The organism is Nocardioides sp. NPDC087217 (genome assembly GCF_044744805.1).
GTDB lineage: Bacteria > Actinomycetota > Actinomycetes > Propionibacteriales > Nocardioidaceae > Nocardioides.
In genome coordinates this window covers 921,304-933,913 of sequence record NZ_JBIUZB010000001.1, presented here as the reverse complement: position 1 = coordinate 933,913, position 12,610 = coordinate 921,304, and the positions used below count along the sequence as shown (strand labels likewise).

Genomic DNA, 12,610 nt, shown 5'->3' with positions numbered 1-12,610 from the left:
GGGGTCGGCTTCTGGCGTCGAGACGTCAGAGACTGGCGGCTTCGTCCGGCACGCGCTTGGAGATCTTCGGGTCCCGGGCGCGTGCCGCGTCCACGAGCAGGTACGCCGCGATCGCGGCTCCAGCACCCAATGCGATCGCGGCCGAGGCGTAGGCGGCACCGTAGCCGACGGTCGTGACCAGGCCGGCGGCGATCAGGGTGCCGAGGAACCCACCGAGCTGCTGGGTCGTCGTGGTCAGGCCGGAGCCGATCCCGCCATGCTCCGGCGCCAGCGCGCCCATCGCCAACGCCGTCACCTGCGGCATCGCGAGGCCGAAGCCGAGGCCCATCACGACCGCGCCGGGGAGAACGTCCAGGGCGAAGCCGCCCGCTCCGGGGAGGCGGACGAGGTAGACCATGCCTGCGACGAAAGCGAGCACGCCGACGAGCAGGACGCGCTCGGACCCGAACCGTTCGGCCAACGTGGCGCTGAAGCCGAGGCTGGCGACGGCGATCACCACGCTGACCGGAAGGAACGCCAGGCCGGTCGAGAGCGCGCCGAACCCGAGCGTGTCCTGCAGGTAGAGCGTCGTGACGAACTGGAACGTGAACCCGCCGAAGGTCAGGGTCAGCAGGATCAGGTTCCCGAGCGCGAACCTGCGCTGGGCGAACAGGCCGCGCGGGAGCAGGCCACCCTTGGCGCCGGTCGGTGGCGTACCCTCCACCGCGCGGAGCGCGACGATCAGGGCGATGATCCCGAACGGCACGTTGATCAGGAAGGCCCAGCGCCAGGACGCGACGTCGGTGAGTACGCCACCCAGGACCGTCCCCACGGACGCACCGATCGAGCCGACGAAGGCGAGCACCGCGAAGGCGCGGAGGCGCTCGCGGGGCTCGGCGTAGAGGCCGGCGATCATGCCGAGCACCACGGCCGAGGCGATGCCGCCGCCGAGGCCTTGGACGAATCGCGCGAGAACCAGGGAGATCGGGTCCCAGGCGATGCCGCACCATGCCGAGGCGAGCGTGAAGATGCTCAGCCCGGCGAGGAAGACCGGGCGGGTGCCGAACGCGTCGCCGGCCCGGCCCGCAGGGAGCAGGACGAGCGCGAAGGCGAGCAGGAAGCCGTTGACCACCCAGGACAGCGACGCGTCGCCGAAGCCCAGGTCGTCGCGGATTGCGGGAAGGGCGACGGTCACGACCGTGCCGTCGAGGATCACCATCAGCTGAGTGGCTGCGAGGGTCGCGAGCGCGACTGTCTTGGTCGTCATAGATACGACCATAGAAGATTGTTTGTTATGAAACAATCTATTTCGGGATATTCAGTTGTGAACCCATCCCTAGCGGGACGAGGCAGGCGCGCGACGCCGCAGCGTCATCGTGTGCGACGGCGTCGCCCACGGCCCCTCGACGAGGTGCTGCAGCGCCTCGATGAACGCCTCGCCCTCCCTCGGCGCCAGACCCTCGAGCGCCTTGGCGACGGTCGCGTTGTAGGCCTTCGAGGCCTCCTCGAGCGCCTTCGCGCCGGCCGGCGTGAGCGCGACGATGCGGGCACGGCGGTCAGTGGTCGAGACCCGTCGCTCGGCCAGGCCGCGGCGCTCGAGGTTGTCGAGGGTGGTGACCATCGTGGTCTTGTCCAGCATCGCCATCTCGGCCACGGCGTTCTGGGTGTACTCCCCCTCGGCGGCTTTCATCAGCACGCAGTACTCCCGCACCGAGAGCTCCAGGTCGGCCAACGCCTCGCCGACCTGGGCCGCGAAGGCGTGCGCGGACTGGTTGAGCAGGAACAGCAGGTCGATACGCGGTCCGGTCATGAACTAGATCTTAACGAACCATCCGATACCGAACTATCTTCTGACCAACTATCTAACCCAAACGGCGCCCGACCCCGCAGACATCGGGATCGAGCGCCGTCCGGCATCGCCTCAGAGATACTGGGCGAGGTCCGCCTGGATCTCTTCGGGCGTCACCTGCGGTTCGTAGCGCTTGACGACCTCGCCCTCGCGACCGATCAGGAACTTGGTGAAGTTCCACTGGATGTCGCCCGGCGCCTCGGCACGCAGGAACTCGTAGAGCGGAGCAGAGTTCTCCCCGTTGACGTCGACCTTGGAGAGGACCGGGAACGTCACGTCGTACGTCGTCTTGCAGAACTCCTGGATCTCGTCGTCGGTGCCGGGCTCCTGACCCATGAATTGGTTGCACGGGAACCCGATGACCTCGACGCCGGAGTCCTTGCTGGCCCGGTAGAGCGCCTCCAGGCCCTCGTACTGCGGCGTCAGGCCACACTTGCTGGCTACGTTGACGATCAGCAGCAACTTGCCCTTGTAGTCGCTGAGCGAGACGGTGCTGCCGTCAGCGGCGGTCGCTTCGAAGTCGTACGTGGTGGTCACAGGTCTCTCCTCGATCGAGTTGCGGTGCAGGGGGACAACCTTGCTCCGCTCGAGGTTATGCCCCGCGCTGGTGCGGAACCGACGAGGCCTCCTCGGCCAGGCGCCGGTCACGCGCGACCGTCATGATCGCGGCCGACATCCATTCCAGCGCCTCGGGCATCTCGAAGGCGATCTCCTCGAGCAGCGTCGGCATGTCGTGCCGGCCCACCGAGAGGAGCATCTCGCTGAGCGAGCCGTCGGGCGCGGTGACCATGAACCGGAACTCGATCGCCTCGGCGGTCACCGTCGCGGCACACCGACTGGTCTCGAACGTCCACGGCGCACGGCGGGCACTGCCGTGGGCGCCGGGAGTCGTCATGACCGCGCATCCTATTCAGGTTGCCGCCCCGACCGCACCCCTTTCACTCCTCGGATCAGCCCTCGAACAGTGATTCGAATCTCGTCACCAGACACACCACCCCGACGCACACGAAGCGACCCGAGGACCGGTACGTTCGTCCGCGGTCATTCAGCGGGGGAACACTGGAGAGGGACACAACTTCACATGATGGGCGGGCATCACGCGGCCTCTGGGGCTGCCGCGTGGATCGCAGTGACATCGTCGGCACCGATCGCGTTCGGGTGGTATCCGGGCGTCTCGGACATAGGCGTGATGACCGGCACCCTGGTGTGCGCCGGCGCCGCGCTGCTTCCGGACGCGGACCACCACAACGGCACGATCGCCCACTCGCTGCCGCCGGTCTCCGAAGGCTTGACCAAGATCGTCGGACAGGTCTCCGGCGGCCACCGCAACGGCACCCACTCGATCCTCGGCGTACTCGCCTTCACCGGACTCGCCTGGGGCGCGGGGAAGCTCTCGCTCGAGACCGAACGTTTCGGCAGCATCCTGATCGGCCCGGGCATCATGTGCGTCCTTCTGGTCGCCTTCGCCATGGACGCGCTGAAGCTCACCCGCAAGGGCGTCCACTGGCCATGGATCCCGGCGGTTGCTCTGGCGACGGTGATCGCCATCTTCGCGCCCGAGGAGTGGTGGTGGATGCCCTTCTCCGTCGCCCTCGGCTGCGTCGTGCACCTGATCGGCGACTTCGTGACCACGATGGGGATCCCGCTGTTCTGGCCGATCGCGCCGAAACCGCCACGGTGGGTCCGGCGCAACAAGTGGCTGCCGTTCGACAACATGTGGACCCGTGGCGGCCACTTCGCCCTCCCGATCCTCGGCGACGCCGGCTCCATCCGGGAGTGGGTCGTGATGACCCCGATCAGCCTGTACGCCGTCGTCGGCTTCGGCTGGGCGCTGCTGAGCCAGATGGGCTTCGACGTCGAGAGCCGCTGGGACGTCCTGGTCTCGAACCTCAGCACCCTCGTCTGACCGACGGCTCTCCGCTCAGCTCTCGACGGAGCGCCGGCGCCCGCGGAGCGGGCGGACGAGGAACATCCCGGCCAGCAGCGCGAGCGCGGCGAGGAGCGCGACGACGGCGAGCACCCCGCTCAGGACGACCTTCGTCTGGATGCCGCGGTGCTCCTCGCCGACATCGTCGGAGACGATCAGCGTCATCGACACGATGGTGTCCTTGAGGAGCTGGATGAAGCGGGTCATGTCCTCGGACCAGACCTGCGCGGCCGGCCGCCCCGGGGCATGGGACTCCAGGTCCCGGACCGCGCCCGCGAGCGAGCCGTCGTTGATGACCTGGACGACCGCGTTCTGCGACACCAGGCCACGGGACCCGTCGGCGAAGGTGCCGTCCGAGATCTTGTCCAGCGCCTTCTGGGTGGCCTTCGGGGCGTCGCCGTAGAAGGAGCGCGAGGTGAGCTGCCAGGACGTACGCGCCTCGCTCATCGCCTCCATCGACTCCTCGTCGATCTTCCCGGTCATGAGCGCGGGCACCATCACCGCGCGCTCGATCCCCAGCGACTCGGAGGCTGACCTGACGTACTTGAGGTTGGTGACCTGCTTGTAGATGTTCTCGTTGCGGATGTTGGGCATCTCGGTCGCGAAGTCGAGCAGCTCGTAGGCGGTGTCGGTGTAGGCGGCGACCGCAGCCTCCGTGCTCGCCTTGTCGCCTTCCTCGAGGTCGGTGCGGTAGGCGTCGATGCTCTTGAGGACGGTGTAGGTGCGCTCGACGCGCTCCCGCAGGCTCGGGGTGTCGGCGAGGTCGACCTTGGTGATGTCGTCGTGCCACGCCTCGATCGAGTCGTCGGTCACCTGGCGATAGGCCTGCCGGACCGCGTCCGGGACCTGGTCGGAGCTGAGCGCGTCCCGCTCGAAGATGAGGTCCATCCCGAGCTCGTAGCTCTCCGGGAGCGCTCCGGCGATCGTCACCGCGCGACTGGAGACGGCACGCTCGTCGAGCGCATCGGCGAAGGTCAGCCCGCCGAGGACCAGGGCGATCAGCACCGGGACCAGCAGCACGGCGAGCACCCGGGTGCGGAGGAACCTCGGCTTCGGGGCGGCATGGGACCGAGGCGTACGCTGCGCCGACTCGACCACGCCGGCGACCGCGGTGACCGACGAGACCGAGGCGCCTGAGGAACCCGAGGAGGCCGAGGACGCGGACGAGAGCGCCAGGGGCTTGAGCCCGGCGGGCAGCTCGCGGCTGCCGACCGGAACCGGGGGCACGACCTCGGGCCGGCGCGCGAAGCCGACGACCTCGCCCGCGGTCGGCCGCCGGGAGGGGTCCTTGTCCATCATCGACGCCACGAACTCGTCGACATGGGACGGCACGGTGACCACGTCGTTGACGTGCGGGACCGGCGCGGTCACGTGCTGGTAGATCATCGAGACCGGCTCGGAGCCGGCGTACGGGGCGCGTCCGGTGAGCAGCTCGAAGTACACGCAGCCGAGCGCGTAGATGTCGCTCGGTGGGCCGACCACGTTGTCGGCGGCCTGCTCGGGCGAGATGTAGGGCAGGCTCCCCATCACGTGGCGGGTGGAGGTGAGCCGCTCGGCCTGGTGGTTGGCCAGCTGGGCGATGCCGAAGTCGAGCACCCGGATCCGGCCGTCGCCGTCGTAGACAAGGTTGGACGGCTTGATGTCGCGGTGGATGATCCCGGAGGAGTGGACCGCGGTGAGCGTACGCGCGACCTGGACCATCGCCTCGCTCGCCTCCTCGACGGTGAACCGCCCCTGCTTCTCCAGGCGGTCGGCCAGCGTCGGGCCGGGAAGCAGCTCCATGACGAGGTAGACGATGCTGCCGTACTCGGTCTGCTCGACGCCGACGTCGTGCACCTGCACCGTGCCGGGGTGGCTGGCCGCCGTCGTCGAGAGCGCCTCACGCCGGAAGCGCTCGGTCACCTTGGGGTCGGCAGAGGTCTCCACGACCTTCACGGCGACCCAGCGTTCGAGCCTGATGTCGGCCGCCTGCCAGACCTCGCCCATCCCGCCGCGGCCAAGCAGTCGGTGCAGGCGGTACCGGCCTGCGATCGGGGGGCGCGTTCGCATGCGCATATGTTGTCGGACTCACACCCCGTGCGTCTCGTGTACGCACCGATGAGATCCGCCGATCTTTGCCATCGTCGCCGGTTTACGCATCAACTGATCGCCCTCGCGCACGGAGCAGCGCGACCCCGAGCCCAGCGAGCACCGCCAGCACGATGCCGGTGAAGACTCCCCAGGCGATCGTCTGGTTCTGGGCGTCCCTGTGCTCGCGCTCGACGTCGTCGGCGAGCCGGCTGGCGGCGTCGACGACCACCTCCTTGAGGTCCTGGACGTAGCTGGCGGCATCGGCCAGCCAGAGCTGTTCCACGGGCCTTCCGTCGGCGCTGTCCTCCAGCTGCCTGACGACGTCCTCGACGTCACGAGCGTTGAGCACCCGGATGACGGCACGCTGGGACGAGACCGCGTAGGACCCGAACTCGAAAGACCGGCCCGAGATCCTGTCGAGCCGCTGCCGCGTCGCCGCGTCAGCGCGCGTGTAGATCGACTCCGAGTGGGTCGCCCACGAGTCCTGGGCTGCGCTGAGGTCGGAGATGCCCTGGTCGCTGATCCGCTCGTTCCGCAAGGCGTTCGCCATGATCCTCCGCTCGAATCCGAGCACCTCCGAGACGGATCCGATCAGCTCCAGGTTCCGGGCCTGCTTGGCCAGCTCCTCGTCCCGGAACGAAGGCAGCTCGGCGGCGAGGTCGAAGAGCCCGTTGACCGCGTTCGTGTACAGCTCGACGGCCGCCAGCTTGCCGGCCCTGTTCCCCGCCCGGGCGGCGGCGCGGATGTCCGAGAGCCGCTCGAGGGCGGCGGCCGACCTCTCCGTACGCCGCCGCAGACCCGGATCGCCGGCGGTGTCCAGCTTCTCGACCTCGGCGGTCCAGGCTTCGATGGACCGGTCGGTGATCTGGAGGAAGTCCTCGGTCAGCGCCGCATCGGTCCGCAGCGCGTCGCGCTCGATCGAGAGGTCGAAGGCGAGCTGAAAGCTGGTCGGCAGGATGTTGGCCAGCGGCGCGGCGCTGCCGACGTTCGACATCGTGTCGCCGGCCCGGAGCGTGCCCCAGCCACCGAAGACCAACCCCGGCAGGACCAGGACCATCAGCACACCCAGGAGCGTGGGCGAGAGGCGCGGCCCTCTGATGTTGGGCGGACGTACGATCCGCTTCGGCGGCGGAGCGACGCCGCTCTCGAGCACCGTGGCCACCTCGTCGGCTCGGGGCCGCTTGGCAGGATCCGGGTCGAGCATGGCGGTCGCGATGCCATCGAGGTGGCCGGGCACGGTCACCAGCGTGCCGACCCGCTCGGGCACGAGCCCGGCGTAGGGCGGGCGCCCGGCGAGCAGCTCGAAGAACACGGCACCGAGGGAGTAGACGTCGCTCGCCGGCCCGATCCGCTTGCGGTCGATCTGCTCGGGGGACATGTACGGCAGGCCCTCCCCGCCGCGGGGCGCCGGCGCACCGAGCAGCGCGATCCGGCCGTCGGGGGCGTACCCGATGGTGGCCGGTCTGATGTCTCCGTGCACCTGCCCGGCGGCGTGGCCCGAGGCGAGGAGACGCGCGACCTGCGCGACGATGCTCGAGGCCTCTTCAGGGGCGAACGGGTGCTGCTCGACAAGCCGGCCGGCAAGATTCCGACCGCTCAGAGCGGGTCCGCCCTGTCCGGTCAGATGGTTCAAATGCTGGCGACCGGCGCGTGGGGGACGGATACGCATGGGTCCATAGTCCCTGGTGAGCACCTCTGACGCCCCGGCCTCAGCCGAGAGTTTTCCTGGACTTGGCCAAGAGTTCGACTCCCCCGCGGGCTAGCCCGGCCGAAGCCTGATCCCGTACTGCTGCACCTTCCGGTAGACGGTGGCGCGCGACATCCCGAGCTCCGCGGCCGCCTCCTGCATGGTGATCCCCGGACGGGTCAGCACGCGGACGATCTCTCCGCGTTCGAAGGCATCGATGCGGGACAGCGGCCGCCTGGTGTCGGAGAGTACGTCGGCGGGAAGGTGACGCAGGTCGATCAGGTCACCGGCGCTCACGGCCCGCTGGACGACATGGACGAGCTCGGCGACGTTGCCCGGCCAGCCGTGGTCGTGCAGCGCCCGCTCCGCAGCCGGCGTCAGCGCGATCTCCCGGCCCCGCACCCGCAGCCCCACCTGATGCGCCAGTGGAAGTACGTCCTCGGGCCGCTCCCGTAGCGGTGGCACCTCGACCACGGTGTCGACCAGATCGGCCAGGGCCGCCGGGATGCCGTCGAAGGACTCGGCGGTCATCGCGAACGGCACGCCGGCGAACGCCCCGGGCGCCGCCTCGACGAGCAGGGCGTGCAGCCGCTCGGCCACCCAGGCGGGAAGCATGTTCACGTCGCGTACGACCACCGCGGTGTCCTGCTTGGCGAGCTCCGGCGTCCACAGCGACAGCCAGGCCTCGGCGTCGGCCGGCTCCGGGGCGGAGGCCGCCAGGATCCGGTCGCGCGGCCGCAGGTCGCGGAACGCCTGGGCGACCAGGGTCGTACGCCCTACCCCCGGCTCCCCGACCACGGCGACCCGCCGGCCGACCCGGAGCGCGTCGCGGACACTGCCCAGCGCTTCGCACCAGGCGGAGGAGAGGTCGCGGAGACTGCCGGCGCCCGGCTCCAGCCGGGGCGCCTCGACCCGGAACACCTCACCGCGGGGAGCCGGGCGTGGCGAGCGGCCGTGGGCGCGGGCGAGCATGAGCGACGCGGTGTTGCTGGCCGCCGACTGCGCCAGGGCGAGCAGCAGATCGTGGGACGACTCCGACCAGGTGGTCAGGTTGACGCTGCCCTCCAGGCGTCCGCTGATCGGGTCGATCACCGGGGCTGCGGCACAGGTGTAGCTGCACAGCGAGAGCGAGTAGTGCTCCTCGGCCCGGACCACGGTGGGTGTCCGGTCGGCCAGCGCGAGACCGAGCCCGTTGGTGCCCGCCGCGCGCTCGGCGTAGCTGAACCCCGGTGCCAGGTGGACGGCATCGAGGTCCCGGAGCAGCTGCTGGTCTCCGCTGAGCCGGTTGAGCACCAGGCCGACGGGATCGGTGAGCATCAGGCTGACCGGCTCGCCGACGAGCGTCCGGTGCAGGTCGTCGAGCACCTCTTGGCCGCACTGGAAGAAGAGCGACTCCTGGTCGTAGGCGCCGGAGAAGACCGGGTCGACCTCCTCGACGGAGACCCCGTACTCCTGGCTGCGCTGCCAGGAGGCGCGTACGCGCGGCGCCAGCGCCGACGCGTCGACGGCCGCGGTGCGCTGCGCGATCGGATGACGCCCTGTCATGTGATCGACGTTACATCCGCCGGTCGGCGGAGACGGTCGGACAGCGTCTCAGATTGAGACGGTCGAGGTCTCACATTGAGACGCCGCACCCCTGATCTGCGCGTCGCCGCCGCCCTAGCGTCCTGTGACGAAAGCCACAGATCGGAGGAACCCGATGTACACCAAGAACAACGAGTCGTACTTCATCGTCGACGCCCACGTCGCTCTCTGGGACGCCCGGCCGGAGAACCAGCGCAACATCCACGGCAAGCAGTTCATCGACTGCTTCTACGACTACCACCGCAACCTCTCCCCCGAGGCGGAGCACTGGTCCTACGAGGACTACCTCTACCAGGGCGGCGAGCGGCTGATGCACGACCTGTTCGAGGTCGGCTACGTCGACCACGCGATCTTCCAACCGGCCCACCTGGGCGAGTTCTACACGAACGGGTTCGGGCAGACCGAGGAAGCCTCACAGCTGGCGGCGAAGCACCCCGACAAGCTGACGTACAACCACCACTTCGACCCCCGCAACGGGGAGGCCGGCCTCGAACAGCTCCACGCCGACGCCGAGCGGTTCGGGCTCAAGGGCGTGAAGCTCTACACCGCCGAGTGGCACGGGGAGTCGCGCGGCTGGAAGCTGACCGACCCCTGGGCGTACCGCTACTTCGAGGCCTGCCGCGAGCTCGGGATCACGAACATCCACATCCACAAGGGCCCGACGATCCGGCCGCTGGACCGCGACGCGTTCGACGTCGCCGACATCGACCACGTCGCCAGCGACTTCACCGACCTCAACTTCATCGTCGAGCATGTCGGCCTGCCCCGGCTGGAGGACTTCTGCTGGATCGCCACCCAGGAGCCCAACGTGCACGGCGGGCTGGCGGTCGCGATGCCGTTCATCCACACCCGGCCGCGCTACTTCGCGCAGATCCTCGGCGAGCTCGTCTACTGGATCGGCGAGGACCGGATCCAGTTCTCCTCCGACTATGCGATCTGGACGCCGAAGTGGCTGATCGAGCGGTTCGTCGACTTCCAGATCCCGGAGGACATGACCGAGTACGCCCCGCTCACCGTCGCGCAGAAGAAGAAGATCCTGGGCCTCAACGCCGCGAAGATGTACGGCCTGGAGGTGCCCGCCGAGCTGCGGCTGCCCGAGGCGGACGAGACCGCGACAGGTCCCCGTGAGCCCGAGCGGGCAGACCTCGCGGCGGTGTGACATGACCTTGCTGACCTGCGAGAACACTCGTGACACCGAGGCGTACGCCGCGCTTCACGCCGTCGTCGACCCCGAGCTCGACGAGCCCATCACCGACCTCGGCTTCGTCCGGTCGCTGACCGTCTCCCCCAGCGCACCGGACGGCGAGACGATCAGGGTCGAGGTCCATCTGCGGCTGCCGACGTCGTTCTGCTCCCCCAACTTCGCCTACCTGATGGCGAGCGACGCCAAGGACGCGCTGACCGCGCTGCCGTGGACCGACCAGGTGGTCGTCGAGCTCGACGACCACCACGACTCCGATCTGATCAACGCCGGGCTGGCGGCCGATGCCGGCTATCTCGGCACGTTCCGCCACGAGGCCGAGTCGTCCCTGGACGAGCTCCGGACCACGTTCCACCGCAAGGCCCACACGGCGGCGCTCGAGCGCTGCCTGACCCGGCTGCTGAGGGGGCAGCCGGACCTGGCCGAGGACGCCGTGGGCGAGGTCCGTCTCGTGGACCTGCCGGACGACGACTTCACCGCCTCGCTGAGGCGGCGCCGGGCGGTCGTCGGCCTGCCCGACCTGCCGGAGGCGTACGTCCTGGTCGACCACGACAACGAGCGGCCCGGCGACATCCCGCTGGCGCTGCGAAGGGCGCGTTCGACCCGGATCTCGATCGACGGGAACGCGCACTTCTGCCGTGGCCTGCTGGCCACGCGCTACGGCGAGCAGGTCACCTCGCCCGCTTTCGTACCCCTGACCGACCTGCACCGAGAAGGAGCATCATCATGAGCACCATGCGAGCCGTCCAGGTGGTCGGCTACCACCAGCCGCTGGCGATGGCCGAGGTCCCGGCCCCCGAGCCGACCGGCCCGTTCGACGTCGTCGTCAGGATCGGCGGCGCCGGCGTGTGCCGCACGGACCTGCACATCCTGGAGGGGCAGTGGGAGGAGAAGTCCGGCGTCACGCTGCCCTACACGATCGGCCACGAGAACGCCGGCTGGGTGCACGCGGTCGGTGCCGCCGTCACCAACGTCGCCGAGGGCGACAAGGTGATCCTGCACCCGCTGATCACCTGCGGGCTGTGCCGCGCCTGCCGCTCGGGCGACGACGTGCACTGCGAGCTCAACCAGTTCCCCGGCATCGACACCAACGGCGGCTACGCGGAGTACCTGAAGACCTCCGCCCGCTCCGTGGTGAAGATCGATGACTCCCTGGAGCCTGCCGACGTGGCTGCCCTGGCCGACGCCGGCCTGACCGCCTACCACGCAGCCGCGAAGGCGGCCCGTCGGCTGACCCCGCGCGACAGGTGCGTGGTCATCGGCGCCGGCGGGCTCGGGCACATCGGCATCCAGGTCCTCAAGGCACTCAGCCCGGCCGAGCTGATCGTCGTCGACCGCAACCCGGACGCGGTGAAGCTCGCCCTCGACATCGGCGCCGACCACGGCGTCGTCGCCGAGGGCACCCAGGTCGACCAGGTGCTCGAGCTCACCGACGGCGCCGGCGCCGAGGTCCTCATCGACTTCGTCGGCGAAGGCGGTGCGACCGCGGAAGGGGTCCGGATGCTCCGCCAGGCGGGCGACTACCACGTCGTCGGCTACGGCGAGAACATCGATGTGCCGACCATCGACATCATCTCGGCCGAGATCAACTTCATCGGCAACCTGGTCGGGTCCTACAACGACCTGTGCGACCTGATGGCGCTCGCCGCCCGCGGGGCCGTCACGCTGCACACGCAGAAGTACGCCCTCGACGACTTCCAGACCGCCATCTCCGACCTCGACGCCGGCCGGGTCCGTGGCCGCGCGATCCTGATCCCCTGAGGAGGCGACGTCATGAAGAGTCTCCTCGGAATCGGCATCTCGGTCGGCGTGCTCGCGGGCATCTGGACCCAGGTGAGCATCGAGCTCACGCTCATCACCTGGGTCGGGTTCGTCGCCTGGGCCTGCTACTTCGCCGCCGGAGGTGGCCGCGCAGGCTTCCAGAAAGGTCTCGCGGCCAACCTCGCCGGCGCCCTGTGGGGCTACGGAGCGAGCCTGGTCCTGACGTACGCCACCTTCACCGGCGCAGTGGCCCTGGTGGTCACGGTCGTCGCGTTCATCCTGTGCCTGCAGGCGGCCGTGGACCTGCTGTCCTTCATCCCAGGCGCCTTCGCCGGGACGGCAGTCATCTTCGGCACCTCGTTCGACCTCGGCGGCACTCTCATCGCGCTGGTGGTCGGTGCCTGCCTCGGGTGGCTCTCGGACATCGCCGGTCGCCGGATCCAGGCCGCGGTCGAACGATCGGGGCAACCGGTCCGCGCCGCCCAGCCCTGACCGGCTGAACGCGCCGATCCCGCTTGACCTGGGGTGATTCCAGGTCGAGCGGGATCCGTA

General features: G+C 69.5%; 12 protein-coding genes. 5 read left to right on the top strand and 7 right to left on the bottom strand.

Going from position 1 to position 12,610, the window contains the following annotated elements:
• Window positions 1-25: 25 nt before the first annotated feature.
• The 4 genes from ACIO3S_RS04625 to ACIO3S_RS04610 all read right to left on the bottom strand — a co-directional run bounded on the left by ACIO3S_RS04625 (window position 26) and on the right by ACIO3S_RS04610 (window position 2,723).
• Window positions 26-1,246: an MFS transporter gene (locus ACIO3S_RS04625; protein WP_400460027.1), complete on the bottom strand. Its 1,221-nt coding sequence runs from the start codon at window positions 1,244-1,246 to the stop codon at window positions 26-28.
• A 69-nt stretch (window positions 1,247-1,315) separates the two neighbouring features.
• Complete coding sequence (locus ACIO3S_RS04620; RefSeq protein WP_400460024.1) at window positions 1,316-1,789, bottom strand: MarR family winged helix-turn-helix transcriptional regulator; 474 nt, start codon at window positions 1,787-1,789, stop codon at window positions 1,316-1,318.
• Between the two features lie 111 nt (window positions 1,790-1,900).
• Window positions 1,901-2,365, bottom strand: a complete 465-nt coding sequence (locus ACIO3S_RS04615) for a glutathione peroxidase (RefSeq protein WP_400460021.1) — start codon at window positions 2,363-2,365, stop codon at window positions 1,901-1,903.
• A 55-nt stretch (window positions 2,366-2,420) separates the two neighbouring features.
• On the bottom strand, window positions 2,421-2,723 hold the full coding sequence (locus tag ACIO3S_RS04610; protein WP_400460018.1) for a hypothetical protein: 303 nt from the start codon (window positions 2,721-2,723) through the stop codon (window positions 2,421-2,423).
• Window positions 2,724-2,909: 186 nt separating this feature from the next.
• Here ACIO3S_RS04610 and ACIO3S_RS04605 point away from each other — a divergent pair, with 186 nt between their 5' ends.
• The gene (locus ACIO3S_RS04605; protein ID WP_160025469.1) at window positions 2,910-3,734 is read left to right on the top strand and encodes a metal-dependent hydrolase; all 825 of its coding nucleotides are present in this window, start codon (window positions 2,910-2,912) and stop codon (window positions 3,732-3,734) included.
• 15 nt (window positions 3,735-3,749) lie between these two features.
• Here the strand turns inward: ACIO3S_RS04605 and ACIO3S_RS04600 are convergent, their stop codons facing one another.
• From ACIO3S_RS04600 to ACIO3S_RS04590, 3 genes are all read right to left on the bottom strand, one after another.
• The gene (locus ACIO3S_RS04600; protein WP_400460014.1) at window positions 3,750-5,804 is read right to left on the bottom strand and encodes a protein kinase; all 2,055 of its coding nucleotides are present in this window, start codon (window positions 5,802-5,804) and stop codon (window positions 3,750-3,752) included.
• An 82-nt stretch (window positions 5,805-5,886) separates the two neighbouring features.
• Window positions 5,887-7,494 (bottom strand): serine/threonine-protein kinase, encoded by a 1,608-nt coding sequence (locus tag ACIO3S_RS04595; RefSeq protein WP_400460011.1) that lies wholly within the window; start codon window positions 7,492-7,494, stop codon window positions 5,887-5,889.
• 90 nt (window positions 7,495-7,584) lie between these two features.
• Window positions 7,585-9,057: a GAF domain-containing protein gene (locus ACIO3S_RS04590; protein ID WP_400460008.1), complete on the bottom strand. Its 1,473-nt coding sequence runs from the start codon at window positions 9,055-9,057 to the stop codon at window positions 7,585-7,587.
• A gap of 154 nt (window positions 9,058-9,211) precedes the next feature.
• Here ACIO3S_RS04590 and ACIO3S_RS04585 point away from each other — a divergent pair, with 154 nt between their 5' ends.
• Genes ACIO3S_RS04585 through ACIO3S_RS04570 form a run of 4 tightly spaced genes read left to right on the top strand, consistent with a single transcriptional unit; the run spans window position 9,212 to window position 12,550 of the window.
• Window positions 9,212-10,255, top strand: a complete 1,044-nt coding sequence (locus ACIO3S_RS04585; protein WP_400460005.1) for an amidohydrolase family protein — start codon at window positions 9,212-9,214, stop codon at window positions 10,253-10,255.
• 1 nt (window position 10,256) lies between these two features.
• Window positions 10,257-11,027, top strand: coding sequence for an iron-sulfur cluster assembly protein (locus ACIO3S_RS04580; RefSeq protein WP_400460002.1), 771 nt, complete (start codon window positions 10,257-10,259; stop codon window positions 11,025-11,027).
• On the top strand, window positions 11,024-12,058 hold the full coding sequence (locus tag ACIO3S_RS04575; protein WP_400459999.1) for an NAD(P)-dependent alcohol dehydrogenase: 1,035 nt from the start codon (window positions 11,024-11,026) through the stop codon (window positions 12,056-12,058). Before ACIO3S_RS04580 ends, ACIO3S_RS04575 begins: the two co-directional genes overlap by 4 nt.
• A 12-nt stretch (window positions 12,059-12,070) precedes the next feature.
• Entirely contained in the window at window positions 12,071-12,550 is a 480-nt protein-coding gene (locus ACIO3S_RS04570) for a DUF1097 domain-containing protein (RefSeq protein ID WP_400459996.1), read from the top strand.
• Window positions 12,551-12,610 lie beyond the last annotated feature (60 nt).

Coding starts and splice junctions, on each gene's coding strand:
- ACIO3S_RS04590 (WP_400460008.1), bottom strand. CDS start 9,057: ATGACAGGGCGTCATCCGATCGCGCAGCGCACCGCGGCCGTCGACGCG.
- ACIO3S_RS04570 (WP_400459996.1), top strand. CDS start 12,071: ATGAAGAGTCTCCTCGGAATCGGCATCTCGGTCGGCGTGCTCGCGGGC.
- ACIO3S_RS04605 (WP_160025469.1), top strand. CDS start 2,910: ATGATGGGCGGGCATCACGCGGCCTCTGGGGCTGCCGCGTGGATCGCA.
- ACIO3S_RS04580 (WP_400460002.1), top strand. CDS start 10,257: ATGACCTTGCTGACCTGCGAGAACACTCGTGACACCGAGGCGTACGCC.
- ACIO3S_RS04600 (WP_400460014.1), bottom strand. CDS start 5,804: ATGCGAACGCGCCCCCCGATCGCAGGCCGGTACCGCCTGCACCGACTG.
- ACIO3S_RS04595 (WP_400460011.1), bottom strand. CDS start 7,494: ATGCGTATCCGTCCCCCACGCGCCGGTCGCCAGCATTTGAACCATCTG.
- ACIO3S_RS04575 (WP_400459999.1), top strand. CDS start 11,024: ATGAGCACCATGCGAGCCGTCCAGGTGGTCGGCTACCACCAGCCGCTG.
- ACIO3S_RS04610 (WP_400460018.1), bottom strand. CDS start 2,723: ATGACGACTCCCGGCGCCCACGGCAGTGCCCGCCGTGCGCCGTGGACG.
- ACIO3S_RS04625 (WP_400460027.1), bottom strand. CDS start 1,246: ATGACGACCAAGACAGTCGCGCTCGCGACCCTCGCAGCCACTCAGCTG.
- ACIO3S_RS04620 (WP_400460024.1), bottom strand. CDS start 1,789: ATGACCGGACCGCGTATCGACCTGCTGTTCCTGCTCAACCAGTCCGCG.
- ACIO3S_RS04585 (WP_400460005.1), top strand. CDS start 9,212: ATGTACACCAAGAACAACGAGTCGTACTTCATCGTCGACGCCCACGTC.